27 protein-coding genes and 2 pseudogenes are annotated in these 24,899 nt (G+C 69.5%); 16 read left to right on the top strand and 13 right to left on the bottom strand.

The window, feature by feature from the left end; genetic code table 11:
* Positions 1-73 precede the first annotated feature (73 nt).
* A pseudogene (locus IG90_RS42860) lies at positions 74-1,069 on the top strand (site-specific integrase).
* 155 nt (positions 1,070-1,224) lie between these two features.
* Here IG90_RS42860 and IG90_RS46765 read toward each other — a convergent pair.
* Complete coding sequence (locus tag IG90_RS46765; protein ID WP_267958712.1) at positions 1,225-1,359, bottom strand: hypothetical protein; 135 nt, start codon at positions 1,357-1,359, stop codon at positions 1,225-1,227.
* Between the two features lie 162 nt (positions 1,360-1,521).
* Here IG90_RS46765 and IG90_RS0134465 point away from each other — a divergent pair, with 162 nt between their 5' ends.
* Positions 1,522-2,859: a hypothetical protein gene (locus IG90_RS0134465; RefSeq protein ID WP_030593827.1), complete on the top strand. Its 1,338-nt coding sequence runs from the start codon at positions 1,522-1,524 to the stop codon at positions 2,857-2,859.
* Positions 2,860-3,616: 757 nt separating this feature from the next.
* Here the strand turns inward: IG90_RS0134465 and IG90_RS46395 are convergent.
* Both IG90_RS46395 and IG90_RS0134455 read right to left on the bottom strand, forming a co-directional pair.
* Positions 3,617-4,618: a hypothetical protein gene (locus tag IG90_RS46395; protein ID WP_233436183.1), complete on the bottom strand. Its 1,002-nt coding sequence runs from the start codon at positions 4,616-4,618 to the stop codon at positions 3,617-3,619.
* Positions 4,615-5,091: a hypothetical protein gene (locus IG90_RS0134455; RefSeq protein ID WP_157846386.1), complete on the bottom strand. Its 477-nt coding sequence runs from the start codon at positions 5,089-5,091 to the stop codon at positions 4,615-4,617. The genes IG90_RS46395 and IG90_RS0134455 overlap by 4 nt, the downstream gene beginning before the upstream one ends.
* Positions 5,092-5,368: 277 nt before the next feature.
* Here IG90_RS0134455 and IG90_RS0134450 point away from each other — a divergent pair, with 277 nt between their 5' ends.
* Complete coding sequence (locus IG90_RS0134450) at positions 5,369-5,851, top strand: hypothetical protein (RefSeq protein WP_157846385.1); 483 nt, start codon at positions 5,369-5,371, stop codon at positions 5,849-5,851.
* Positions 5,852-5,901: 50 nt separating this feature from the next.
* On the opposite strand, the gene IG90_RS0134445 is transcribed toward IG90_RS0134450, so the two are convergent.
* From IG90_RS0134445 to IG90_RS44515, 3 genes are all read right to left on the bottom strand, one after another.
* On the bottom strand, positions 5,902-7,329 hold the full coding sequence (locus tag IG90_RS0134445) for a hypothetical protein (protein ID WP_030593818.1): 1,428 nt from the start codon (positions 7,327-7,329) through the stop codon (positions 5,902-5,904).
* A 173-nt stretch (positions 7,330-7,502) separates the two neighbouring features.
* Positions 7,503-7,883: a PIN domain-containing protein gene (locus IG90_RS0134440; protein ID WP_030593815.1), complete on the bottom strand. Its 381-nt coding sequence runs from the start codon at positions 7,881-7,883 to the stop codon at positions 7,503-7,505.
* Positions 7,880-8,035 (bottom strand): hypothetical protein, encoded by a 156-nt coding sequence (locus IG90_RS44515; protein WP_157847099.1) that lies wholly within the window; start codon positions 8,033-8,035, stop codon positions 7,880-7,882. The genes IG90_RS0134440 and IG90_RS44515 overlap by 4 nt, the downstream gene beginning before the upstream one ends.
* A gap of 110 nt (positions 8,036-8,145) precedes the next feature.
* On the opposite strand from IG90_RS44515, the gene tcmP reads away from it, so the two are divergent.
* Positions 8,146-9,261: a three-Cys-motif partner protein TcmP gene (tcmP, locus tag IG90_RS42845; protein ID WP_157846384.1), complete on the top strand. Its 1,116-nt coding sequence runs from the start codon at positions 8,146-8,148 to the stop codon at positions 9,259-9,261.
* A gap of 59 nt (positions 9,262-9,320) precedes the next feature.
* Here the strand turns inward: tcmP and IG90_RS0134425 are convergent, their stop codons facing one another.
* The 4 genes from IG90_RS0134425 to IG90_RS40940 form a co-directional block, all read right to left on the bottom strand.
* Positions 9,321-10,067: a DUF5131 family protein gene (locus IG90_RS0134425; protein WP_030593810.1), complete on the bottom strand. Its 747-nt coding sequence runs from the start codon at positions 10,065-10,067 to the stop codon at positions 9,321-9,323.
* A gap of 679 nt (positions 10,068-10,746) precedes the next feature.
* A complete protein-coding gene (locus tag IG90_RS0134420; RefSeq protein WP_157846383.1) occupies positions 10,747-11,601 on the bottom strand; it encodes a hypothetical protein in 855 nt (284 codons plus the stop codon).
* A 175-nt stretch (positions 11,602-11,776) separates the two neighbouring features.
* The gene (locus IG90_RS0134415; RefSeq protein ID WP_030593804.1) at positions 11,777-12,622 is read right to left on the bottom strand and encodes a DciA family protein; all 846 of its coding nucleotides are present in this window, start codon (positions 12,620-12,622) and stop codon (positions 11,777-11,779) included.
* Positions 12,619-13,992 (bottom strand): hypothetical protein, encoded by a 1,374-nt coding sequence (locus IG90_RS40940; protein WP_051860404.1) that lies wholly within the window; start codon positions 13,990-13,992, stop codon positions 12,619-12,621. The genes IG90_RS0134415 and IG90_RS40940 overlap by 4 nt, the downstream gene beginning before the upstream one ends.
* Positions 13,993-14,396: 404 nt before the next feature.
* Between IG90_RS40940 and IG90_RS0134405 the strand changes: the two genes are divergently transcribed.
* Both IG90_RS0134405 and IG90_RS0134400 read left to right on the top strand, forming a co-directional pair.
* Positions 14,397-15,047, top strand: a complete 651-nt coding sequence (locus IG90_RS0134405; RefSeq protein WP_030593800.1) for an HAD family hydrolase — start codon at positions 14,397-14,399, stop codon at positions 15,045-15,047.
* A gap of 4 nt (positions 15,048-15,051) precedes the next feature.
* Positions 15,052-15,891 carry a DUF1932 domain-containing protein gene (locus tag IG90_RS0134400; protein ID WP_030593798.1) on the top strand — a complete coding sequence of 280 codons (840 nt, stop codon included), beginning with the start codon at positions 15,052-15,054 and terminating at the stop codon, positions 15,889-15,891.
* Positions 15,892-15,898: 7 nt separating this feature from the next.
* Here the strand turns inward: IG90_RS0134400 and IG90_RS0134395 are convergent, their stop codons facing one another.
* The 3 genes from IG90_RS0134395 to IG90_RS0134385 all read right to left on the bottom strand — a co-directional run bounded on the left by IG90_RS0134395 (position 15,899) and on the right by IG90_RS0134385 (position 18,437).
* Entirely contained in the window at positions 15,899-16,468 is a 570-nt protein-coding gene (locus IG90_RS0134395) for a phosphotransferase-like protein (protein ID WP_030593796.1), read from the bottom strand.
* The gene (locus IG90_RS0134390) at positions 16,465-17,502 is read right to left on the bottom strand and encodes an AAA family ATPase (RefSeq protein WP_030593794.1); all 1,038 of its coding nucleotides are present in this window, start codon (positions 17,500-17,502) and stop codon (positions 16,465-16,467) included. Before IG90_RS0134390 ends, IG90_RS0134395 begins: the two co-directional genes overlap by 4 nt.
* A 182-nt stretch (positions 17,503-17,684) precedes the next feature.
* Positions 17,685-18,437, bottom strand: a complete 753-nt coding sequence (locus IG90_RS0134385) for a GntR family transcriptional regulator (RefSeq protein WP_030593793.1) — start codon at positions 18,435-18,437, stop codon at positions 17,685-17,687.
* A 261-nt stretch (positions 18,438-18,698) separates the two neighbouring features.
* Here IG90_RS0134385 and IG90_RS0134380 point away from each other — a divergent pair, with 261 nt between their 5' ends.
* The 10 genes and pseudogenes from IG90_RS0134380 (at position 18,699) to IG90_RS0134335 (ending at position 24,883) form a co-directional block, all read left to right on the top strand.
* On the top strand, positions 18,699-19,082 hold the full coding sequence (locus IG90_RS0134380) for a hypothetical protein (RefSeq protein WP_051860438.1): 384 nt from the start codon (positions 18,699-18,701) through the stop codon (positions 19,080-19,082).
* Between the two features lie 316 nt (positions 19,083-19,398).
* Positions 19,399-20,193: a hypothetical protein gene (locus tag IG90_RS44510; protein ID WP_051860439.1), complete on the top strand. Its 795-nt coding sequence runs from the start codon at positions 19,399-19,401 to the stop codon at positions 20,191-20,193.
* Positions 20,194-20,360: 167 nt separating this feature from the next.
* The gene (locus IG90_RS40930; protein ID WP_157846398.1) at positions 20,361-20,765 is read left to right on the top strand and encodes a hypothetical protein; all 405 of its coding nucleotides are present in this window, start codon (positions 20,361-20,363) and stop codon (positions 20,763-20,765) included.
* The gene (locus tag IG90_RS0134365; RefSeq protein ID WP_030593787.1) at positions 20,766-20,996 is read left to right on the top strand and encodes a hypothetical protein; all 231 of its coding nucleotides are present in this window, start codon (positions 20,766-20,768) and stop codon (positions 20,994-20,996) included. It abuts the gene before it with no gap.
* On the top strand, positions 20,996-21,316 hold the full coding sequence (locus IG90_RS0134360) for a WhiB family transcriptional regulator (RefSeq protein WP_051860441.1): 321 nt from the start codon (positions 20,996-20,998) through the stop codon (positions 21,314-21,316). The genes IG90_RS0134365 and IG90_RS0134360 overlap by 1 nt, the downstream gene beginning before the upstream one ends.
* Complete coding sequence (locus IG90_RS40030; RefSeq protein ID WP_033894924.1) at positions 21,313-21,492, top strand: hypothetical protein; 180 nt, start codon at positions 21,313-21,315, stop codon at positions 21,490-21,492. The genes IG90_RS0134360 and IG90_RS40030 overlap by 4 nt, the downstream gene beginning before the upstream one ends.
* A 199-nt stretch (positions 21,493-21,691) precedes the next feature.
* Positions 21,692-21,865, top strand: a pseudogene (locus tag IG90_RS46970) (DUF5999 family protein); the annotation flags it as partial.
* A 415-nt stretch (positions 21,866-22,280) separates the two neighbouring features.
* The gene (locus IG90_RS0134345) at positions 22,281-24,062 is read left to right on the top strand and encodes a DUF2637 domain-containing protein (RefSeq protein ID WP_030593781.1); all 1,782 of its coding nucleotides are present in this window, start codon (positions 22,281-22,283) and stop codon (positions 24,060-24,062) included.
* A 132-nt stretch (positions 24,063-24,194) separates the two neighbouring features.
* Positions 24,195-24,464, top strand: coding sequence for a hypothetical protein (locus IG90_RS0134340; RefSeq protein ID WP_030593779.1), 270 nt, complete (start codon positions 24,195-24,197; stop codon positions 24,462-24,464).
* 134 nt (positions 24,465-24,598) lie between these two features.
* A complete protein-coding gene (locus IG90_RS0134335) occupies positions 24,599-24,883 on the top strand; it encodes a hypothetical protein (protein ID WP_030593776.1) in 285 nt (94 codons plus the stop codon).
* Positions 24,884-24,899: the final 16 nt, after the last annotated feature.

Here is a 24,899-nt window from a genome sequence, read left to right as displayed (position 1 = left end):
GATTTGAGATGTCGAACACCTCTCTCAACGGCACAGTAGCCTCCTGCGTTGCGGGGCACCGGACCGTCACCCGATCGGTGGCCACTCGGAAAGGGCTCAGTGCCCCACCGTTGTGCAGCTGCCAGCCGGGAAGGTGTTGACCGTGCGCGCGGCGGCCGACGCCTCCCTCGACTTGCTCCGTAACCCGAACACCATCCGCAGTTACGGAGTCGGGGTCGGCAGACCGCCGAGCGGCTCGGGGAAACCCGCCCGCTCGGGTCGGACGCGGAGGACGAGATGGGCGAGGCCCTGGAACTCCTGTGGGGCACCGCTGGGGTCAACACCTGGAGAGTTCGCCGGGGCGCGGTGCCGTCCTGGTTGGTGCGCGGAGTACGGCTACGACAGTCCGTCCGTCCCGGCCTGGACGAAGCGGCTGGCCCTGCCGGACTCGGAGACCCCGGGCCCGCTCAAAAATGGCTGTGGTCCGGCTCATCGCCCGCCGGGAGGTCCACCTGCGGGAGAGGACGCTGTGGCGGATGCTCTACGAGACGTGCGCCCACGCGGAGGAAGTCCTCGGCGTGAACATCGAGGACCTGGACCTCGCCGCCCGCCGCTGCCTGCTGAAGGCCAAGGGTGCCCGGATCAAGGGCCGGCGGCGCGGGCAGACACGGGAGGACTTCGTGGTCGAGACCGTCTACTGGGACGCGGGCACCGCCCGGCTCCTGTTCCGGCTGCTCAAGGGCCGCTCCCAAGGCCCGGTTTTCGTCACCCACCGACGCCCGGGGCGGGAAGGTCGTCAGCCCGCGCGATGTGTGCCGGGACACCGACATGGCCCGCCTCTCCTACGGCCAGGCCCGCGCCCTCCTCGATGAGCACACCCCCGTACGCGGGCCGGGGACCGGCTGGGACCTGCACGAGTATCGGCATTCTGAGTTGACCGAACTCGGTCTGCAAGGAGCCTCCCTACTGATGCTGAAGACAAGGTCCGGGCGTCAAGAAGCCGGAGAACGTCCGCCGCTACTTCAAGCCCTCCCACGAAGCGATCTCCGAGCTGACCATTCTCCTCGCGCCTGGTGACGCACGCCGCTGACCGGACGGCCCAGCGTCCGGCTGTCCGGGCGAGAACCGGGTACCGCCGAGATATGGGCCAGAGGGACAATCAGCAGATCTTGACCGCGGGAAGTCCCAGGTCACGGTGCTGGTCCGAGTCGGGGCATCACAGCCTCGACGCTCGGTGGCGATCGATCAAGTCTGGAGCCAGAGCTCCAACGCAAGGCGCAGGACGACCTTCACCACCTGCCACGCGATCCACCTGCTGGCAGCCTTCGCCGCATCGCGCCGCAGCTCCTTGTCGCGCCAGGCGGCCGTGAACTTGTTCATCGTGTCCCCTCCTTGAGGTCGACCCGTGCGGTCGATAGCCCCATGGAGTCGGTCGGATGTGCATCTCGTCGTCGGCTGAACCCCGCTGAACGGGGTGTTCAGCCAGGTCAGACCTGGTGGAATTGCCGTTCAGCGAACGTTCGGACTGAACAGGAGGGGCGCATGAGTGACACGCCGGCGGTTGATCGGCTCGCCACCGGGCTGAAGCAGCTCTTGGAAGTGACAGGCCTGTCACGGGGGCAGATCGAGAGCTACGGGAAAACACAGACGCCGCCAGTGAACCTCGGTAAGAGCAAGACCAGCCCGTGGTTCAACGGGAAGTCCGTGCCGGAGCCCGGACGGCCTTTCAACACCTTGGTTGGGTTGCTTGAGGACCGGGCCTTCCGAAAAGTCGGGCGTCCGAAGCAGGGGGTGGGCAGGTGGGAGCTGCTGCGCAAGGCGGCGTCTGAGGAGCGTCGCTTCCTGCCGTCGGGCTCGAACGACACTGCGCCTCCGCCGCAGACCGTCGTGAACGGCGCTTCTGCCGCACCGTCCGGTCCACCGTCTGACTCCGACCGGCTCAAGGCGGTCCGGTTGCTAGATCTGCTGCCTCCTGACGGGCCTTGGAATGCCTGGCTTCGCAAGGCAGCAGCTCTGTTCCGGGTTCCCCTCTGGGTGAGCCACGTCGTTTGTGACGCCTATGCGGGGCTGGAAGGTGACGTGTTCGACTACGTCGATCCGGCTATGCAAGAGGCCCACGAGGTCGTCCTGGTTCGTCTGCAGGCGTTCCACGACGAGCTGAACGGCATGCACGATGTCTCCGATGAAGGCCGACCGTTTCTGGAGATGAGCTACCCGGGCACCACAGCCGAGCGCAACGAGCTCAACCGGCAGGCATGCCAAGCCCGGGATGAGCTCCTGAGCGCGTATAGGATTCTGGTGAATCTGCTGAATGCCCGGGGTCTGCTTCCGTCTGGGAGCCCTGCCGCACAGGACGTCGGTTCCCCTGGCGGAGATGCTGGCAAGCCGGACATCGGCGTGGATCTGCTGGCCGGGTGCACGCTGGAGGCTGGCGGGATCATCAGCGTTCCCGTGGGGCTCGCAGGCCAGGAGGGGCGACAGGGCTTCTCCGAGCCGTATTACCTTGTTGTGCGGGCCGCCAACCGTGGTGTTCACGAGGTGCAGATTGAGGACGTACGCATCGAGGTCGACTACGGTGGCGAAGCCCCCGTGCTGCCGTACCTCTTCCCTCCCGTCGGGCCTGGACGGAAGGTCCAGCTGCCTTTCAGGCTGAGCAGCCATGCGGGTGGGCAGGTGCTTGCCAACGCGGCGGAACTAGGGCACGCGCTCGCCCGGGTTGCTCGGGAGCATCGGGCAGTTCCGCAGCGTGTGAGGCCCGTGGCGCGGATCGGGTCGGGCATTGACTACGAAGGAGCATGGATCGCGCTGGAGGATCTCAGCCCGTTTCTTCTGAAGGCACTGGGCGGGGCGCAAGGTAGTCGTTTGGGGGCGGGGCGTTGAGCAGGGAGAACACAGTTCCTGCTTCGTATCTGGCCCAGAAACCTGCCAGAGATCTGCGGTCGTGACCTGGGATTTTCCGCGTTCAACATCCACTGATGCCCCTTTGACCCGTTTCTCAGCGATACCGAGAACGCGCTCCCCGCTGCCCCGTCTGCTCGTTGTCCGGTAGTGGGGGGGCGTGCAGAAGGAGGACAGCGGTGGGACGGGACGCCAAGCAGGCCCGGCGGGACAAGCGCCGAGCAAGGAAGTTCTCGGCTTGGACGGACTGCAGCAGATCTTCCAGGCGGAGTTCGTCCGGGTCTCGGCCGCCTGAGACCGGGCGATCGACGCGGGGCTGATAACGGACGGTGCGGAGAAGAAGTACCACTTCACCCCTGACGGCGGGGTGCTATCCGTGGCTGAGGGCCGTAGCGGTCAGGTGCTGGTAAACGGCGGGTGACTGACGCATTCGGTGGCTGGGCGGCTGCGGGAGCAGATGCCGTTGTTCGTGCCGATGGTCACCATCTACGAGAACAACCAGCTCGCCGGACGTGGGGGTGAAACCCCAGCCGGGGTCCGGCTCCTGGCGGTGTGCGGCAAACACTGCGGTAGGTGTCATGGACGGGAGCGTACGCCCGGCAAACAACCGCGAACAGCCCCCGGACTCCGGCTCGGCCGCCCGTCAAGGTGGGGCCGGCCAGGCGCTGCTCTGCGCCGGGCGCACCGCCGTGCGTGCCGGGGGTGCTGCGCTCGCGGGGGCGGACCGGCGGGCCAGCAGTCAGCGCGGTTCACCAGGGGCGGAGCGTGGTGCGTAGTTCCTCCCACCGTTCGTGGCGGTGTTCGTCTTCGGGGTCGGGGCGGGTGCCGAGGGCGAGGACCTGGTCGGTGACGCGGTAGGTGAGGCGGTAGAGCAGGACGCGCGTGGCGCATTCGAGCCAGCGGTCGGTGTTCGGGCGGGTGGGGCCGGGCCAAGGACGGTTGTGAACCAGGCGGGCAGGAGCAGGCGGTTGCTGATCGCGTCGGCGAGTTTGCTGCGCAGTGCCAGGGTGAGGCGTTGCTCTGCGCGCTGTCCGGCGGCGATGGCCGGCTGCTTGTCCGCGGTCGCGGCCTGGTCCGCGGCGAGCGCCGCAGTTGCCGCGCGAGCCTCAGCGGTCTGTCGGGCGAGGGCCTGGCGCTCGGTGGACTCCCGGTCAATGAGCGAGCGCAGCCTGGTGCCTATCTTTTTGTGGGCCTGGGTGTTGTGGGTGGTGCCCAGCAGGGTGGCGACGAGGGCGACGGCTTCCTGGCGGGTGGCGTGGTGTTCGGCCTGGGCGGTGCGGAAGCGTTGTACCCGCCCTTGGTGGTGGGAGCGCAGGGTGGGGGTGAGGAGGGCGTCGGCGGCGTCCCAGCCGGATGCCATGGTGGCGGCCAGGGTGTGCTGGTCCTTGGTGAAGGTGTCCAGGTCTGCCGGGGGGATGTTCCCGGTGGCCATGATCTGGCCTTCCAGCAGCCGCACGTGCTGGGTGAGCCTCTTCACTGTCCGCTCTGCGGTGTCGACGCGGTCCTCGAGGTCGTCGACCCGGCCGTCGACTTCCTCGGTCGTGGTCTCCAGGCCGGAGACGTCGTCGCGCAGGGAGCGTAGTTCGTGGTCCAGGTCCTCGGTGTAGCCGAACCGGGACTTCAGCCGCTCGTGCTCGCCCTCCAGATCGTCCAGCCGGCTGTCGAGGCCGCTCACCTGCATGTCGATGGTGCGGACCCGCCGGTCGGTGGCCCGGAACTGGGCGTCCAGCGCTTCGCTCACTTCCCCGCCTCCTGCCCGTCCGCGGCGGCTACGGCCACGACGAACCAGCCGATCACCAGCACGGCGACGAGCCACGGCACCACCACGCCCAGAACGACCAGGGCGAGCAGCACCCCGAGCACGTGCAGAGCGAAGGAGGCGTTACGCCGGGCCAGGTGGTTGTTCACCGCCGCCTTGAGCGGCCAGCCGAAGAACGTGGCCAGCAGATACGGCACCACGAGGAAGTACCAGCCGCCCGCAGACCCCAGCAGATACATGGTGACGATCAAAGTGAAGGCCACCGAGCTCTGGATCCGCCAAGACCAGAAAATGATCCTCTCGCTGCGGGCCCGCTCCGGTTCGGCCAGGAGAGCCGGCATCTGCTTCTCATACGTCATCAGCGTCTGCGCGCTTTCCATCAGCGCGTCGAACGCCTCGTCCGGAACACCGTCACCGTGATCCTGGGTGACGGTACGGGCGTGCTGGTCAGCCACAGCACGGACCAGCTCCTGATGCCGCTGGTGCACTAGGTGCTCCGTCTGCGTTTCGCCCACCGGTCCCCCCTCGCTCCACGCCCGCCCCAGGTCTTCGGGGGACGAGCGGACCGAGTATCGCGAGAGCCTCACAGCCCCCGCTGGACCTTGGCGAAGGATGGCGTAAATCCCCCCACCGCTGCCGCGCTCCCCGGGTTGCCAGCGCAGACAAAGTCACGATGCCCCCGGCAGCCCACCCGACATCGCCCCCTGCTGTGGGCGTACCTACGCGTACCGGGTGTCGTTGAAGAAGGAGAAGGCAACGACGAGTCGGAGGGCTCCCGGCGTGCTTCCCGCTGGTTCCGCCCCTGCGTGCACCGATTGCTCGGGGCAGTCGCACTACGACCACATCCACACCGTCGACCGCCTCCCCCTGGCGTGCTACACCGACGAGCGCATCGTGCGGCGCGGCTACGTGGTGGAGTTCGCAGGGCAGGTGGGCATCGGGCTTCCTGCGAGCTGGGTGTTCTTCGCCGATCTGGAACCGGCTGTCGATTTCGGCCGCTCGCCCAGGATGTCGGGTTTGGATATCAGTTACTACGCGGTCTGTGAGGCGGCACGGGAGAACCGGTGGAGCGAGCGGGCGAACACTGATGTGGTGACCCTCTACGTCAAGCGCGGGTCGCATCTGCGTGACCACTCCACGGAATTGCCGCTTCTGAACCGATGGGTGCAGGCATGCCGCCCTGACTCCGACTTCTTCGAGGCGCCACCCGGGTAACACCCTGGCTGGGCCGGTGCCGTGACGGCCGGAGACGTCCGAGGCGCAGTTCAGGTGTGCAGCCAGGCTCGCCAGGTCTGCTCATCGGCCAGGGCGTGGGTGGGGACGCCGAGCTGTGCCAGCGCTCCGGGGTAGACCCGTTCGTAGGCCTGGTTGTAGGCGGTGACGAAGGCGTCGTTACCGAGGAGCCATGGTGCGGGGGCGAAGTCGATGTGCAGGGTGGCGAACTCTCCCTGGTAGCTGACGGTGCCGTGCACCAGGCCTCGTTCGATCAGCAGATGCCATCCCTCGGCTACACGCTTGGCCTCGGCTACGCCCTTGGACGTGTCGATGACGGACGTGACGTCGATCCGGCTCGGTGCGATGCGGGCGGTGAGGTGGGCGAACAGGAACGGCAGGCCAAGAATCTTGAACAGGTGAGTACGGTGTGCTCCACCGCTGGAGACGGTGTAGAGCGGGCCGGCCGGACCGTTGATGACGGTCAGGTCGACCGATCCGCCGGCCAGCAGGTGGTGGCGCAGGAAGCCGGGCAGGTCGCCCGGGTCGGTGGCCAGCAGTTCACTCGCGGCGCGTGAGACCCACCCCGCTCCCCGCAGTTCTTCGGCACGGTCGAAGACGCCCCATATCGGGTCGATGCCGGAGACGACGGCCGGGGTGGAGACCCAGCCCGCGCTGGTACTCGTCGCCCAGTAGGGCCAGGTCCCCCGATACAGGCTGAAGCTGGGGGCGGGCGGCGCGACAAGCTGCAGCTCCTCCGCGGCACTGTGAACACGCTCGGCCACCGCTTCGGCAGGCCACTGCTGTCGTAACCCGTTCAGGGCCGCGACAACGCCGGCGAGAGCAGCTGAATCGGCGTCGAAGGCCGCCGCCCGGTCGGTATAGGAAGTCCCGGCCGTATGACGGTCAGTGACCCGGTGCTCGGGCCGCTCGTCCACCACCACGACCCTGGCCCGTGGCCGGTGACAACTGGTCGCCTCGAACGGCTGCAGGAACTGCTCCACAGCTTCGGGAGCCGCCGCGTAGCCCCGCACCACGCGCCCGTCCTCACTCCGGGCCGTCACCTGGCCTTGATGCCACGTGGCCTGCCACCGATCACCGGCCACCGTGAGCCGGCTACTGCGCCGGGCCAGCTCACGCCGCAGCTGACACAGATCACCACGCCTCCTCGCCCGGTCGACCAGTGAGGGAGCGGGCTTGAGCACACCGGCCAGGAGCTCCTCGTCGACGGGATTCTGCCCGTCGTCTCGATGCAGTTCCTCCAGGAGGACCGCCGTGCGCTTCAGCTGCCAAGCCAGGGCATCGGCCCCGCTGCGCAGCTCCTCGCCGTCAAGCCAGGCGTCGACGGCGACTTCGGCGTGACGCCCGGCGTCCTCGACCAGCCGTTGCAGTGTCCGCAACTCGCTGCCTGCGTCATGCCAGGCATAGCCCGCCCGGCTGAGCTTGTCCCTCTTCCCGAGGGCCAGCAGCTCGCCGGCCACTCGGGTGCGCTCCGTCGGCGGATGGTGCCTGAGGCGGCGTAGCACCAGCGATACAGCGGCGGTGAGCGTGCGCCGGGTGAGGTGCGGCTTCCGCTTCCTTCCGTTCCTTCGTACGCACGGGCTGTGAGGCGGTGCTTCGCACCGAGGACACGTCAGGTCCTCCGCCGCTGCGATCACGGGGTCAGGTCCAGCACTCGGACCGGTTTGCTTGCCCACCGGTGCGGGGCGGTGGTGGCGATGACCGCTCCGTCGGGGCGGTCGGCGGTGGGCTGGGCGGCGTACTGGCTGTGGGCGGTGGCCCAGGTCTGCTGCTGGGCGATGGCCAGGGCGGCGGCCAGGTCGAGGTCCAGGACGGTGACGCCGGGCAGGGAGGCCAGGTGTTCGGCGGTGCCGGGGCGGGTCCGGTCGGCTTCGACGAGAGCGCAGGCCGGGGCGTATAAGAACCATCCCGGTTCCACATGGGCGCGATGGATGAGGCGGGAGGTCAGGACGTTGCCCTGTCCCGCCGCTGTCATCGCGGTGTCGTCCAGGACGATGTGCAGGGTGTCGGTCACCGGCCGGCCACCTGGGCCAGGCGCCGGTCCAGCTCGTGGTCCAGGTCGTCCTGCTCGGCGGGAGTAGGGGCGTAGCCGTTCCACTCCTCCAGGGCAGCCCGTGCCCGCTCCGCCCGTTCGGCCTTGTCGCCCGGTGGTGCTCTTGTGCTCAACCCCGCCCTCGTGCCTCACTATCTGTGATCAATTGGATACGGTGAAGTCGGGGGTTGCGATGTCGTCAGGCACGAGCGGAGAGTACTGGGCGGACAAGGCATTGCCCAGTGTGTTCAAGCACGACCTGCTGCGGCGGTATCTGCCGCAGTTCGGCGGGATGACGGGCACGCAGTCCCACGACAAGCGGGTGGTCTACCTGGACGGGTACGCGGGCGAGGGCCGCTACGAGAACGGTCAGCCGGCCTCGGGCGAGATCGCCCTGCGCGTGGCCTCACATCTGCGGGCCAAGGCGGGGCTCACCCTGGAGTGCTTCTTCTCGGAAGCGCAGGCGAAGTCGCATGACCGGCTGAGCGAAGTGGTCCAGCAGTACCGGTCCAGAGGGGTCCGGGCGCATGCCCACCGCGGAGAGGTCGACAGCGTCCTGGACCAGGTCGTCGAACGGGCGGTACGCGAGCCGCTGTTCCTGTTCCTGGACCCGTGCGGGCTCGTCCTGCCGCAGGACCGCCTGGTGGAGGTGCTCGCCCGCAAGCGCCCGCAGAAACGGCCGGCGACGGAGCTGCTGATGAACTTCAGCATGATGGCGGTGTGGCGCCTGGGCGGCCACGTCCGCTCCCCTAAGGGAAATGAGCGGTCGCTGCAGCGGTTCGACGACGTGTGCGGCGGGACCTGGTGGCGGGAGTACTTCGCCGACGCGGTCGCCTCCCGCGGCAGGAACGGTGCGGCCGAGGACGCCATCGAAGCGGTGGCGGCCGAGTACGCCCGCCGGCTGGAGCAGCGCACCGGCATGGTGGTGCAGTCGGTTCCGGTATCGCACTCGCCGCGCCAGCGCGCCGTCTACCGGCTGGTGTTCGCGACCCGCAGCCCGTACGGCCTATGGGTGTTCGGCGACGCCGTGGCCCGGGCGAGGGCCGAGTGGTGGAAAGAGCTGGAGGAGCGCGAGGAGGACGCCCTGTTCTCCCTGGCCCCGGACCCGAAGGAAGTCGAGGCGAAAGCCCTGCCGGAGATCGCGGCCAACCTGGAGAAGCTGCTGATCCGGTCCCGGCGCCAGGTGAAGCTCGTCGACCACACGCTGGAGATTTTCGGGTCCTTCTACGGGCAGGTGACCGAAAAGGTGGCCCGCCAGGCGGTGCGGCTCCTGCACGAACAGGGCAAGACGCCCAGCAATGGGGTCGGCGTAAAACGGACCCGGGAAATCACCGTCGCCCCCGGCTCTCTCCTGGTCTGACGCACGTGTGGCCAGGCCCCTGCTCTCCCGGGGCCCGGCCACACGTTGCACGTACGGGGTCAGGCCGGGACGAGCAGCGGCATCTGGTCCCAGGTCCGGCCCTCCAGGAGGCGGCCGCCGGCCTTCGGGGTGCGCCCGCCCCACTGCTTGAAGAAGAAGGCCACATCCGCCTTCTGACAGGTGTCGCGGATCTGCGTCACCCATGCCTCGTCCAGCATCCGGTGGCTGGGCCCGGACTCGCCGCCGGCGATGACCCAGTGGATCCCGTCCAGGTCGAGGCCGGGCAGCGGGCCCAGCAGCGGCTCGCAGGACAGGAACCGCACGGCGGCGGGCACCTGGCGCAGGTCGTCGATACGCGGCAGCTCGGCCTCGGACTCGACGGAGACGCCCATCCAGAGGTTCGCCGGCCAGTCCAGCTTCGGCGCGATCTGGCGCAGCCGCCGCGCCCGCTTCGTCAGTACCTGGTAGGTGTGCTGCGGAGTATCGGCCATGACCTGGAATACCTGGCGCACGAAAGCCAGCGGGACGCGGGCGTGGAACAGGTCCGACATCGAGTTGACGAACACTACCCGCGGCGCCTTCCACCCGTACGGGACGTCCAACGCGTCCGGGTGAAGCGTCACATCGAACCCGGGTCCGGATGTCCGCGGGTCCCCGTCGTTCTGATACTTCGCCGCGCCCATCGCCTTGAGCCGTTTCGCCAGCGCCAGGGCATAGCAGTTGTCGCAGCCGACCGATACCCTGTCGCACCCGGTCGTGGGGTTCCAGGTCGCCTCGGTCCACTCGATGGCGCTGCGGTCACTCACCGGTTTCCTCCTGCCGTGCACGACTCCCGCGCCGTCGCAATACCAACGACGCGCTGTGGTGCCCAACGATGCCCGCTCGCCCGGGGATTCGGGCTGCGCGCCTCGATATTCGTAAGCTTCCGGTCACCTTTTGTAACATCAGCATTCGAACCTCCATTCGGGAATCTAGTAGCCGGGCCCAGCGTCGTCGACACCGGCACACCCCCCGGCGGCCCCAGGTCCGGCACGGCGAGGACAGCGCGACCCGAAACCCGGCCGAAGACCAGCCGTTGCGCAGGCATGGCACGCAGACAACCAGACCCGACCGCCCGCAGGACTCGTGAGGCGGCCCGCCCGGCGGCAGCCGCGCAGCGCATCGGGCCTCGCCCTCCCAGAACACCGCGCTTCCGGCCGCCGAAGCTCCTGTTCGACCTGGAGCCACCCGACGCCATGGACGCGTCGGCACCTAACCTCACGCCGTACGGTCCAGACGTCGGGGCGATGGTGGCCAGTCCAGCGCGTTCGGCGGCGAGGCGTTGCAGGGCCCGTGTCCGGGATGCGTCGCTGGGGCGCGCCTGCTGTTGGGCGGCCGCTTTGGCGCGGAGTTCCTCGAGAGCCTGGCGGCCGTCGGCGAAGTTCTTCTTTGGCTTCCGGAGCTGGTCATGGAGGTGCCGTTCGGCGGTCGCCTGTACCTCGGTGGTCAACTGGCCGACTGCGGCTGGTGGGGTGTGCCGAATTCGCTGTCGGTGTACCAGCCGAGACGAGGCGCAGGAGGGAACGGTCCCGTGCCCTTGCCTTCACAGCTAGCGCCGCCGCCCTCGTCCGTGGGTGTGGCCCAGATCCCGGGCCAGCGTGGGTGGCGGGAGGTGATGGGGTTCTCGCACTCGGCGCACAGGACGGCGGGGATTCCATGGTGGCGCAGCAGTCGGGTGAAGCCGTCCAGGCTGATCTCGTCGACGTGGTCGTAGTGGCCTGACCAGTCTCCGATGGCAATTGAGCTGTTCCACAGGGCGATGTCGAGGGTGTCTTCCCAGGTGGTCTCGGGGGTCACGGGGTGCAGGATGCGCCAGCCGAAGAGCGGGATGCCCGCTCCGTACGGTTCCGGGGCGTCGCAGAACGCTTCTGGGACGAGGGCGGTGTAGTCGTCGTCGTCGCGGCCTTCCCTGATCTCTGCTTCCAGGTGCGGCCGGAGCGCTCCTTGCAACCGGTCCAGGGCACTGAGGATGTTCTTCTTGAGCGCTGGACGCTCGCCGTCGGGGGTTTCGTGCCAGGCGCACAGGATCGCGCCTTCCTGGGTGGTGCCCAGGAAGACGGCCTGCTCGACTGCCGCAGTGCCGTCGTCAGACGCCAGGATGCGGTGGCGCATGCGTGAGCCGTCGATGCATCCGACCCATTCCCACCGTTTGTCTTCCCGTACCGCCGCAGCAGCGTCGGCTGGGCTTGCGAACTGTTCCCGGAAGGCGGACGTGGGAAAGTCTTCGTCCACGGGGAAGTTCTCGTCGTCGCAGCACTCGGCATCGCAATCCGGGACGTCCGCAAGCTGGGCGGGCAGCAAGGCACGTGACATCACGGTGGCGGCCGAGCCTCGGGACGTCTTGCGGTTCTTCTTACGCTTCTTCGGCACTGCCCGTCCTCTTCTCTCTGGCGCCTTCGTTCAGTACAACGACGCTGGCCCGTCTTGGGAATTCAGCTCTCTGCCTCAGAGATCTTCTCGCCTCTGTGGTCTTCGTTCACGCCGTACGGTCCAGCCGCTGCGGCGCGTCCGCCGCCGGGGTGATGGTGGCCAGCCCGGCCCGTTCGGCGGCCAGACGTTGCAGGGCCCGTGCCCGGGACGTGTCGCTGGGGCGCACCTGCTGCTGGGCGGCAGCTTTCGCGCGGAGCTCCTCGAGGGCCTGGCGGCCGTCGGCGAAGTGCTCCTCCGGTTCCCGGAGCCGTTCCCGGAGCTGCCGTTCGGCCGCCTTCTGGATCTGTGGGTTGGAGTGCTGCCGGGTGGTGGCCCAGGTGGCGCGGTGGGCGGCGATGGCCTCGCGGTAGCCGTCCGGCGTCTCTTGCCGGGCAGGCAGCTCGCCGGATACGGCAACAGGTTGCGGAGTGGCAGCGGACGCAGGTGTCCGGGCATCGCTGGGCGGGGTGAGTGCGGCGGGGCGCAGGATCTCCAGGTGCCGGACGGTGTCCGGGCCGACCGAGGCGTTGACCTTGGCGGTGATCTGCTTCTGGTGGAGGGTTAGCTGGGTGCGGTAGGCGGGGGTGGCGGGGCGCAGGTGCAGGGTGCGGGTGGTGGTGTCGAAGTGGACGGCGTTGACCTTCCCGGTGAGCTCGGGGGCGATGGCCGGCCACTGGTCGATGACGCTGTCCGCCGTCGCGGCCGCGGCCGCCGGAGAGGCCCAGCCGCGCTCAGCGATCATCCGGGACAGGGCGTCGGCGAAGGGCAGCGGTTCGCGGCCGCCGCTGCGCTGGGTGCGGGTGGTCGTGGTCCGGGTGCGCTTGGGCTGGGGTGTGATCTTCGCGGCGGCGCGGGCGGTCTGGAGGGCGATGCGGGCCAGGTCGGCGCCGCTCGCGGTGGTGGTTTCGTTCATGCCGGGGCTCCCGTCCCGCTGTTGAGGAAGGCGGCCATGGTGGCGGCCGCGCTGTGGTCGGTGAGGTCGTCCAGGCCGAGTTCGGCCTGGCGGGCGGAGTGCTTGGCGAGGCCTTCGGCGAGGCCGTGCATCACGTTGCGCACCAGGTCGGGGCTGGGGGCGGCGAGCGGGCCGGAGGCTGCCTGCTCGTCCCAGCCCTCGGCCATCTCTGCTGCTGCCGTCTGGTGCTCAGCGGTGGCCTGCTGGGCCAGGCGGGAGCAGATGTAGGCGGCGGGCCGGGCCGGGCGCCAGGTCAGGTGCCAGGAGTGGAGCTCCGCTGTGATCGTCGGCCAGTCCCACCCGGCGTCCGTGAACGGCCGAAGCGCGACTTCCAGCTCCCGCTGGCTGGCCCGCTGGGTCCAGGTGACCCGGGGCCTGACCTGCTGGATGATGCCGATCGCCCGCTGCGTCTGGCCCGCTGTACGGCGGCTCCCGTCCGGGTTGTAGCTGATCTTGAAGAAGGGGCGGGGAGAGGTTCGGCAGGTCGCGCGCTCGCGCGAGGTGTCTTTACAACCACCATCAACCTGAACTGCAGGTGCTCGGTGGTAACGACCAGGAGAATGGGGCTCACGCGGCTGCGAGCTGCGGTTATCCACAGCCGGGTTATCCACAGGGCGGGCCGTGCGGACCCGGGCACCACGCCGACCGGAGGGCCGCTGCCGGTCCGTACGCCGCCGGCCCTGGTGCCGGGCCTCGCTGCGCACCGTCGCCTGCGCGACCGCACGCTCCCGCCCGGCCTCGGTCACCCCGCACACCCGGCCCTCGTAGCCCGTCCCGGTCAGCCGGTGACCCATCGCCTCGTCGAACACGGCCGGAATGACCGCACCGTAGATCGTTGCCGTCGCCATGTACGGCTCCCCCGGTGACGCCAGGTTGCGCTTGCTGCCGTGGACCAGCCACACCAGCGCGCCCAGCTCGCGCAGCACCTTCACGTGCCGCTTCACCGTCGCCTCCGACGTATCAGTCCGCCGGGCCGCGCCCGCCAGGTCGTAGACGACGATCCCGCGCCGGTAGTCCATCCGGGCCGCGAGATCCCGAGCGACCACGAGCGTCGTCGGACCGGCACCGTCATGCAGCCCGGCAGCCACCAGCCACACCACCGCACGCAGCCACGCCCGCGGCTCAGCCCGCCGCGACCGCGTCCAGACGATGTCCTGCTCCCGGCCCACCACACGGGCATGCCGCACCTCCGGCGAGCCCGCCTCGGGCGCCTTCGGCAGCACCTCATTCCGCTGCCCGGGAATCTCTCCCCGCAGCTCGTCGACCGAGTTGTCGACGTCCTCACGCAGGGGGTGGTCCAGCACGGCGGCTGACGCCGCGCCCGCGCTCACAGGGCACCACCGCTATACCGGGTGACTGACCGGTATGCCGTCGAACTCGAAACGGACATGGGTCGGCTTTTCATAAACCGGGAGATCGGGCACTATGACGTTGACCAGCTTTCAGATGCGCGGACATACCAGAGCCCTCGGGCCCGGTCTGGATGTGCAGATGAGGTTGGACACCGATCAGGCGAGTGGGGATCACCTCTCTTCCTTCGTTTGGCCGGTGAACCGCGAAGCCCCTGTGGTGGGCCGTCCAGCAGGGCATCAACCCGCTTCAGGCGGTCCGGGTCGGACATAGCGCAGGCTCCCATGATCGATGGATCTCCGAAACATACACCATTTGATCTAGAGTGGGGGTGCGCTGCTGCCGTGAACGGCGATGCGCCCGACGCCCGGTAGGGTCCGGGACCGTGCACCGACTCGCGCTTTTCGATCTGGACGGCACGCTGACCGACCGACAGGCGGCGCTCAGCGACGCGTTGACCTGCCTGTGCCGCTCCCGCGCGCTCTCCCCAGACGCCGAGCGGTGGCTGCGCATCGAGCTGGCCGACCGCGCGACCGTCAACGACTTCGCCCGGCTGCGGAATGCCTTCACCCTGAAGGCGTCGGCTGCGGACCTGTGGGAGGAGTACGTCGACCTCATGTCGTCCGCCGTCACTTGCCGCCCCGAGGTCATCGAGGGCTTGGTCCGCCTGCGCGCGGCTGCCTGGACGATCGGCATCATCACCAACGGGGCCGGTGACATCCAGCGCGCCAAACTCGCCGCGACCGGCCTCGACGTCCTGGTCGACGGCCTTGCGGTCTCGGGCGACCTGGAGGTCCGCAAGCCGGACCTGCGCCTCTTCCAACTCGCAGCCGCCCGTTGCGGCGCGAACCTCGCGGATGGCGGCTGGATGGTCGGTGACAACCCGACCGGAGACATCGGCGGTGGCCACCAGGCTGGCCTGCGCACCATCTGGCTGCGCGGACGCCCCTGGCCTGACGGACTTCCCGCCGCGCACCACGTCGTCGACGACGTCACCGACGCCATCACCATCCTGCTCAACGAGAACTCGGAGTAGCACTGTGGACCAGCCGACTGTCGGTATCCTCCACCCCGGCAGCATGGGCGCCGCCGTCGCCGCCTGCGCCGCGACCAACGCGACCGCAGTCCTCTGGTGCGAGACGGGGCGCAGCACCGCGTCGGCGGCGCGCGCCGCCGAGTTCGGCCTGACACCGGTGGTCGCGTTGGCCGAACTGCTTGACCGCAGCGACATTGTCATCAGCCTCTGCCCGCCGGCCTTTGCCGAGGACCTGGCCCGCGACGTCGCCGAGCACCGCTTCGCCGGGGTGTACGTGGAGGCGAACGCCATCAATCCCACGCGCGTGCAGCGAATCGCCGCCCTGCTCGCACCGACCGCGACCGTCGTGGACGGCGGCGTAGTCGGTTCCCCGCCGGTCGGAGGCAAGGCGCCGACCCTGTATCTGTCCGGGCCCGCTGACGCGACCGCCCGCATCGAGGCGCTGTTCACGGACACCGCCGTCCAGACTTCGGTGCTGGGCACGGAGGTGGGGAAGGCGTCCGCGCTGAAGCTGTCGTACGCCAGCTTCCAGAAGACCTCGCGGGTGCTGGTGGCGCTTGCGGTCGGGATGGCGCGCGAGCACGGCGTCGACCAGGAGCTCATCGAGGTCGCCTCACGGCGCACCGACTCGTACCTGTCCGAGCCGCAGTACGTCGCCAAGACCGCAGCCCGCGCCTGGCGCTGGGGGCCGGAGCTCGAGGAAGCCGCCGACGCCCTCGCGGCCGCCGGCCTTCCCCCGGAGATGCTGCGCGCGGCCGCGTCCACGCTGGCACGGTGGCATGAGGTCAAGGACGACAGCGCGCTCACGCTCACCGACGCCCTAGACCGACTCGCCCACCCGTAGCCCACGGTCATACCGACGCCGCCCCCGCCCGCTGCGCCAGCAGCTGGTCGATGAGTCGAGCCGCGTCCTGCGGGGCCGCCGCCGTGGTGTCCACGGTCAGGTCCCAGGTCGCACCGGGGTGCGCGTCCAGGTCTGCACGGGTCGCGTCCCACGCCGCCAGGCGTGCTGCGGTGTCGCTGTCGCCGCGCCCCGCCGACCGCTGCGCGGTCACCTCGCGCGGGCACCACAGCAGCACCACCGACCAGTCGGCCGGGTAGCCGTCGACCAGCGCGCGAATGCCGTCGATCTGCCCGAGGTGCATCACCGGCACCCCGGCCGCGAACGCCGCGTCGACGCCAGGCCGGTCGATCGCGTACGTGTTGCCATACCGGGAGTTCGCGTAGACGACGTCGCCTACGGACTCCAGCTCGTGCAGCTGCTCGGGTGTGCCCATTCGGTAGCCGGTGGCCTTACCCGTCCCCACCTTGAGCCGCGCGAACTGCGCGTACTTCGGGTCCAGCTCGGTGAGCGCGGTGGTGACAGTGTCCTTGCCTGATGCCGGCGGGCCGTACAGGATCACGCCCAGTTTCGGGGTCACGTGTACATCGCTCCCATCGCCTGCCGGGCCTGGTCTGCGAGCGTCACCGCTGTGCCCAGCCGGTTGTCCACCACCAGGTGCGGCACCGCAGGGCGCAGGTCTAGGTCGATGGTCGCTATGTACTCGTCCCAGCGCGCCAGCTTCCACGCATCGCGGGCCGCGGACCGGAATCCGATGTATTCGCGCATCGATTCTTCGTCGCAACGCACCCACACGGGGAAGACGTCGACGCCCATGGAGCCGGCCCGGTTGGTCAGGCGCTGCATCCAGGCCGGGTCGGTCATCTCCGCAATGAACGGCGCGGTGAGCACGGTGGAGATGCCGCACCTGATGTTGGCCATGGCCGACTGCATCAGGCAGTCGTACTCCACCGGCCGGACTTGCTCGCGGTAGAGGTCGGTGTGCCTGTCGTTCGCGTCGCCGCCCAGGGCGACGAGGAGGCGCTCAACGAGCGGGCGGGTGAGCGGGTCCTTGTCGAGCAGCGGCCAGCCGGTGAGCTGGACGAAAAAGCGGGCGAGCTCGGTCTTTCCACTGCCGGCGAAGCCGCCGACCAGGATGAGCACCGGACGGTGAGGGTCTCCGCCCGTGTGCCGACGCTTCCACGCATCGATGATCCGCTGCTGCAGGTCGAAGTGGTCAGCCTCGTCCGAGCCCGGCGCGATGCGGTGGATAGCGCGCTCAACAGCCAGGACGTGTGATCCGTTAAGGCGGTCGTCCAGCGGCGTGAGCTTGAAGGAGGACTCCTCACCGGGCAGGGCCGTACGGAATCCCAAGTCAGGTTCAGTGGCCCGGTAGAGGAGGCAGTAGGCCCGCCGGTAGTGGGGGCCGGGGAAGACCTCGCCCTGCTCGTGCTGCCACAGGGTCTGAGGATTTGCGGCGGGGATGCCCTTGAGCTTCGCTTGCTCGGCAACCGCCCGAAGACGCTCGCCAGCCTTCTCCAGGGTCAGGCCGTGGGCCTCACGCTGCTCCCGGAGCCGGTCTGGCCTCCACCCTGCTCGCTGCTTCCCCACCCTCTGCTCCTCCGTCATCGTCATGGCCGCGAGCCTAGAGCTCACGCTCCAAATCCCATGTGTACGTAGATGTTGAAAACCCGTGAACACGGGTGTGCACGAGCTTCGACAAGGCTTTGTGATGTTGCGGAGCGGCGCTCGCGAGTGTGATGGCCCCCACAAGACGACCAGTCATCAGGGGGCACGACATGGACGAGCTGAGCCGCTTAGGCATCGAACGCGTACTCCAGCACGTAGGCCGCGCTGTCCATGGTCATCTCGTTCACTTCGACGGCCTCAAGCCCGGCGTCGAAGGCGGTGCGACACAGCTTGATGACCGGACGCTCCAGGGGCATGGCCAGCCCTTTGGCCTCCCCAGCGATGGGCAGGCGGCACCGGATCTCTTCGCGGAAGTGAGCGGGCGCGTGCCCGAGCTCAGCGAGCCGGGCGTACGTGCCGCCCTCGCCGGTGTCTACGCGCATGATCGCTGTGCCTTCGGCCAGGCTGAGAGGCAGGTACGAGGTAGCGAGCATGACGGGCCTGTCAGCCAGCACGAAGCGTCGGGACCGAGCGCAGAGGAGTTCGCCCTCCTCAATGTCCAGCATTCGGGCGATGTGTGCGGGCGCGGCCACGGTGTCCACGCGGACATCGATCGTGACCGGGCGTTCCTCGTCGGCGGACCAGATGGACTTGCCAGCGCCCCACTGCTCGCGTGCGAGCCGCTGGATGCCGTGACGCCGGATCGGGCGGAACTCGATGACTCGAGCGCCGGCACCCTTCTTCGTCTCCACCAAGCCTTCGATCCGCAGGATCTTCAGCGCCTGGCGGGCGGTAAGCACAGCGACCTCGTACTTGGCGGCAAGTGCGCTCTCCCCCGGCAGCCGATCGCCGGGGCCGTACGCGCCGGACTCGATCGCCGCTTTCAGGTCGTCGGCAATCCGCTGGTACTTGGGCCGCTGTTCGCCCGTGTCCTTCGCCATGCATCTCCCTACCTCGTTAGCGATCCTACGGCCGCTGGCTATCGAGGAACCGGCAGGGCACCCCGGTGTGTGAGGCAGCCACCGGGCGAGCGTACCTCGTTAACGTACTTCTTGACATCGTTAACGAGGATAGGTGTACTGAAGACGCACCGAACCTCGGTAACGAGGTCGGGGCGGGCGCCGAAGAGGTGCTGCTTCGCCCTGCCCACACGCCATCGGGACGCCTCCCGAGCTCAGCACCTCCGAAGGGAGCACCACCTCATGAACACCACCAGCCGCCCCGCCGCCAGCCTTACCACCGAGACCTTCGACGCGGAGACGCTCGCGCTCCTGGAGGCCGTCGAAGTGCCGCTCCCCGACTTCGCCGACCTCGACCTGGACGTCGCCTTCGGTACACCGCTGGAGATGTACGAGGCCGGCCCCCTCCCCCACGAGCGGCTGGACGGCCTGGACATCACCGCCGCCATCGCCGCGATCGAGGCCCGCGAGAACCGCATGCTCGCCGCCCGCGACATCGTCGCCGTCGATCCGACCACCACCGAGTTGGTGCGCGAGCGCCTGGTCGACGTCCTTCTCCCCTACGCCGAGCAGCTGCGCATCACGCCGCCCGTCACCGCCACGGAGCCCATGCCGCTCGCGGCCTAGCTCCAGCCGGGTCTTCACGGACCCGGCTCCCCCACCCGGACGCCGTCTAGCACGCGGCCGGATGAGGGAGCCGGAACCTCGGTCCCCTGCACCACCCACAACCGAAGAGCACTACCGCAGAGAGCTATGTGGATGCCCGCCTCAACTGGCGGGATGCCGGGTGACGAACGACGAGGTCCCCGTGCCGGCCCTTTGCGCGCACCACCCACAGCAGTTGCGCTGCCCCCTCTCCACGGCCCCTCGTACGCCCGTGGCGGGCGGAGAACGCAACCAAGTCCGGACCCGAGCTTCTTTCTTGTTGACCAGGGAGTTCCTGATGCGTCCCAGCCGTCGGCCTGCCCTCAAGGCGAGCGAGATCCCGCCCCAGAACCTCAACCTCCGCGAGGGCGAGCGCCAGTCGATCGTCTGTCCCGACTGCGACTCGTGGCACCCGCTCTACCGCAAGATGATCAAAACCCACCACCTGGACCGCGAGGTCCGCGGCGGCCGCGCTCCCCGCTGCCCCGGCAGCGCGCAGCTGATCGACATGGACATCAGCGTCGAGCAGTGGGGCGAGAGGATGCTCGCCGCCGACAGCACGGCGACAGGCCGCCGCTCCGCCCGCCAGCACTACAAGCCGCTGGCGCAGCCGCCCACCCCGATCTACCGCCTCGCTGACCGGGGACTGCAGGGCACGCCGACCCTGCACCGCCTGCTCCCGCTGCTGCAGCGCGCTCGCCACGCCGTCGACCAGCACCGTGCCGCCTGCTCCTGCTGCACGGCTGGCGGACGGTGCGAGACGGGCCGCGCCCTAGAGGTCCGCGCCGCTGAGACCCAGGCGTCCTGCACGATCGCCCGCGAGCAGCTGAAGCACCAGGAGCGCCAGCGGGGCGGTCGCGCGGCCGCTCCGAAGCGTGAGGCCGGGTGGGCCGCCGTACTCCCGGCGGTGCAGGATGCCGACACCCGCCGTGCGGTCGTTCCCGTTCCTCCCGCCCGGCCCGAGGCGCCCGCCCAGGCCGAGGCCCCCAGCGTGCCGACGGAGCCGTACGACTTCGAGGCCTTCGACCGGCGGCAGGCCGAGCTGGGCATGCAGTACGCGCAGCGGAAGACCACGGCGACTCTGCCCGCCTGACCTTGCGACGAACGACCGAGGCCCCGGCCGACCCATCACAGGGTCGGCCGGGGCCTCGGCTGCTCGACGCAGTCGACTCCCCAAATGGGGAGTGATCGCGACAGCCCTTGGGATTACGGCCCTCGGACTGTCCAGGACCTGAATCGGAGGACCTGATGCAGCTCAGCATGACACGCACGATCCCGACTCCGTCGTTCGGTATCTACGACGACATGACCGAGGACGACAACAACCGCGGACCGGAGCGCGACGAGACCGAACAGTTCCGCCAGCTCGTGCAGCAGCTCGTGGATGACGGCGACGACCGTGCCGCCGGGGCAGGCCGCCGGGCGCGGCGCACGCTCCAGGAAATGGCCCCCGGCTACGACCGTCAGCCGGTGCTGATCCTGCACCGGCCGGTGATGGGCCAGTGCCCGCTCTGCTTGCGGTGGAACTGCGGCGGGCACGACTGCCCGCCCGCCGTCACCGCGACCAGGCCGGAGTGCAAGGACCTCTCCGACCAGCAGGAGCGCGAGGACCTCTCGCGCAAGGTTGGCGAGGCCAACAAGCGCAGCGAGTCTCGCCCGAAGTAGGTGCCGCTCATACGCGCCGCCCGGACCGCGCAGCACCTCGCGGTCCGGGCCCTCACCGCGCACGGCCTGGCCCACCCGCTCACCCTCGCGCTCCTGGCGGCCGCCTCCACGACGGCCGCCAGGGCGTGGGAGGCCGGCCACCGCGTGACGGACATCCACCCCGCCAACACCGTGAGCAGCCCGGGAGCCAACTCCCCGGCCTGCTCCGCACACACCCTCCGGAGCCCTTGATGCAGAGCACCATCGTCAACGCCGTCTACGCGCCCTCCGCGAACCTGCCGGTCAACACCAACTGGCGGGTCAGCGCGGTGTGCCGGGACGAGGACCCCGACCTTTTCTTCCCTATCGGCACCACCGGCCCGGCCATCGCCCAGGCCGAGGAAGCCAAGGCCGTGTGCCGTACCTGCCCGGTCATGGAGGCCTGCCTGGACTGGGCGCTGGAGTCCGGCCAGGACCACGGCGTGTGGGGCGGCACCGACGAGGAAGACCGGCGCCGGATCCACCGGCGGGCCGCTCGCCTCCGCCTCAAGGAGCAGCGGGCCGCCGCGTGACGAAGCGCAGCCTGTACGACCTCTACATGGACGCCGCAGCGGCGGTCCGGCAGCACGACGCCACCTGCACCACGTGCTCGCCGGACCGCCGCTGCACCACCGGCCGCCGCCTGTACGGCGAGCTCGTCCGGCTCCAGGACGACTACCTCGCCCAGCAGAAGACGAAGCGCGCCTGACCGCACCACGGGACAGGATCCCAACTCCTCTCCCGCCCCACGCTGAACGCTCGCACCGGCCGCCCGCACCACGGGCCGCCGGCCCTTTCGCACGCCTCCAGCCCGGGACACTCCCGGGACCGCTTCCCTCCTCGAGGAGAGCCCCATGGAAAGCAGCCACCCCACCACCCCGACCACCACCACGGTGCTGCCGGACTCGCTGTGCCAGCACACCCCCAGGTGCCCGAGCGCCGACAGCCCCGACCGGGAGGCCGCGAAGGTGGTGGCTGCCCGCCCGGAGCAGGGCTGGAGCCTTTTGTGCAACGCGTTGCTGCTCTGGGAGGACACCGGAGCGCTGCTCCCCGACGGCCAGGTCGTTGCCCCGCACCGGCCCACCGACAGCGTCGACGGGGCCCTGCTCCTCCGGTTCACGGACACCGGCACGTTCATCGGGGGCACGACCCGCAGCGGCAAGACCAACACGGCCGCGCTCCACGCGGCGATGGCGACCGGCGCCTCGCGGCCGGCCTGACCCTCTCGGTATCCGAGCCGCCCCGCGTTTCGTCCCCACGCACTCTGCGTTTCGCCTCCGCCCGACAGCGTTTCGGGAGCACCGGCCGCCCGCCTCCGGGCACCGGTGTTCCCGCCGCGCTGGACCCGGCGGAGACGGAACTCCGGGCTGCGGCCGGTGAGCCGCACGGCCCCTGTTTCGGTTCCATCCCACCCCGTTTCGGGGGCAGCCGCCCGCGTTTCGGGGGCAGCGCCTCCCGTTTCGTTCACGCCCTGAATCCCTCATTCCGGAGGCCCTCATGACGATTACCGAGTGGCCGCAGACCGCGGCCGCACCCGACCCCGTTTCGCCCGCACCGACTGTCGTTTCGGAGACACCGGCCGCCGTTTCGGCAACACCCGGCATCGTTTCGGAGACACCGGATTTCGTTTCGGAGACGCAGAAGCGGAATCCGGACGAGACCGCTCCCGCCGTCCCGCGCGGCCCGCTGACGGGTATGCAGAAGCTGGCCGTCGGCGGGATCGTGGCCTTCGCGCTGATCCTCGCCGGCATCGGCCTCTACCTGTCGTTCGCGCACGTCGCGAGCTTCGCGCACAAGGAGCTCCGCTTCGGGTCGCTGGAAAAGGGCCAGCTGTTCGCGGTCGGTGTCGACGTCGGGATCATGGTGATGATCGCGGTCGACCTGCTGATGGCCTGGCTCAAGCGCCCCATCACCTGGGTCCGCTACCCGGTATGGCTCCTGACCAGCGCAACTGTCGTCCTGAACGCGGCCTCTGCCACTCCCAAGGACAAGCAGTGGGCGCTGCTGGACTACGTTGCCGCGTTCGCGCACGGCGTCGTCCCGGTCCTGTTCATCATGATCGTGGAGGTCGGCCGGGACGCGATCGACCGGATCGTGCGCCCCGACCGGGAGGGACGCGATGCGATCCCGCTGATCCGCTGGGTGCTGGCACCGGTCGCGACTCCCCGGATCTACCGGCGGATGCGGCTGTGGGGGGTGGCCTCCTACCCGGAGATGGTCCGCCGTGAGCAGGACCTCCTGGCGTACGAGCAGTGGCTCAAGCGCAAGTACAAGGGTGACCTGTCCAAGGCCACCGACGATGAGCGGCTGCCGATGAAGATGGCGCCCTACGGCTACACCGTCAGCGAGGCCCTCGCCATGCCTGACCAGCAGGAAGCCGCAGCGGACGCACGGAAGGAGGAGGCCGAGCAGCGGCGCCTGGAAGCGACGACGCGCCAGGAGCTCGCCGAGAAGCTGGCCGAGGCCGAGCGCCTGGAAGCCGACGGCAAGCTCGAATCGGTCCGGGCCCGGGTGGAGGGCGAGAAGGGGATGGCCCGCGCGCACTCCAAGGCACAGATCAGCGCCGCCGAGAAGGCCGTCGAGCGGGACGAGGCGGCGCTGGAGACGGCGGTCCAGGCCGAGGCCCGCACCCGCCGGGCCGAGGCCGAGCGCCAGGAGGCCGAAGCCCGCGAGGCAACGGCCGACGCCGACCTCCGTACGGCCGAGCTGGAACGGCAGGCGGCGCAGAAGCGGAAGGAGGCGGCGGAGGCCGACCGGGTCGCCGCCGCCGAAGCGCAGGCGGTCGAGACCCAGGCCATCGCCGAAGCCCGCAAGGCCACGGCCGAAGCCGACCGGGCCGCTGCCGAAATCGAAGTGGCTGCTGCCGAAACGCGTCGGGCCGCTGCCGAAACGGCGCGGAAGGAGGCCGAGGAGATCGAGCGGACGGCGCGCGCCGAAGCCGGTGTGGAGGTCGCCCGCAAGGCTGCTGCCGAAGCGGAGAAGGCTGCTGCCGAAACGCGGCGGGCCGCTGCCGAAATCGAGCGGCGCGCGGTCGAAATCGAGGACGAGGCCAAGCTCCACCCGCGCGAGCGCTCCGTGCGCAAGGTCGCACGGATGGCCCTCACCGCCGGGATCTTCCACGACGGCTTGGCCCTGGAGGACGTGCAGTACGAGCTGAACGAGCTGGTCTCGATCGCCGACGTCCAGCGCGAGTGCGATGTGTCCTCCACCGACACCGCGTCCAAGTACCGCCAGGAAGCCGCGATCCTCATCGCCGACGGCTACCGCCTGACGGTGTGACCTGCACAAACGACCTGTTTCGACGGTTCCACCGGCCCCCGGGACGAAGACAGCGCCCCGGGAGCTCGGTGAAGGCGCCGAAGCGCCGGTCCCACCCTGCCACCCCAGCCCGCGAGAAGGAGGTGAGAACACATGAACAGCACCCAGGGCGCCCCGTGGAACAACCCGCCGGAGCGGGCGAAGCCGCTGCGCCGCAAGCGCGCGGAGAAGCTGGCCCGCCGTGCCGAGCACTGGGGCCGGCGCCTGGAAGAGGCCCGCCAGGAGGGCCCCGACATGGTCGCCGCGGTCGCTTTCGACCGGCTCCGCAAGGCCCTCGACACGCTCCCCGCGGACGCCCGCGAGAGGGCGTTCGAGGACGCGGTCAGCACGCTGGACCAGATCCGCGAGCGCCACGCACAGTAACCGGCCCGGCTGTGACAGCCGCTGTGACCGGAGCTGTGACAAGCCCTGTGACCGCCCAAAAAACCCTCACCCGTACGCCCACGCGTACCTGCGCGCACGAGCGCGTGCGGGCGCGCGCGAGGTTACGACGCTCTGTGACGTTCTGTCAAACCCCCAACCGTGTCCCCTGGGCGACCTCATCGGTCGGCGAGTGGACCGGGCTGATCATCACCGGCTTCCCGGCGCTGTTCGTCACCTTCATGTTCGCCAACGACCTGGTGACCCGGAAGGTCGAGCACCGCACGCTCGCCCTGGGCGCGGTCCTGCCGGTGCTGGCCTCCACGATCCCCGGCCCGATCGGCGAGGGCGTCCAGGGAGTTCTGGCCTGGGTCATCACGAAGATCGGCACCCTCGTCGCCGGCGCCTTCGGCATCGCCTAAGAAGAAGGAGGAGTCG

The organism is Streptomyces anulatus (assembly GCF_000721175.1).
Taxonomy (GTDB): domain Bacteria; phylum Actinomycetota; class Actinomycetes; order Streptomycetales; family Streptomycetaceae; genus Streptomyces; species Streptomyces anulatus_C.
Note: the sequence above shows the minus strand (reverse complement) of the source record. Positions and strands in the feature narration are given on the sequence as shown.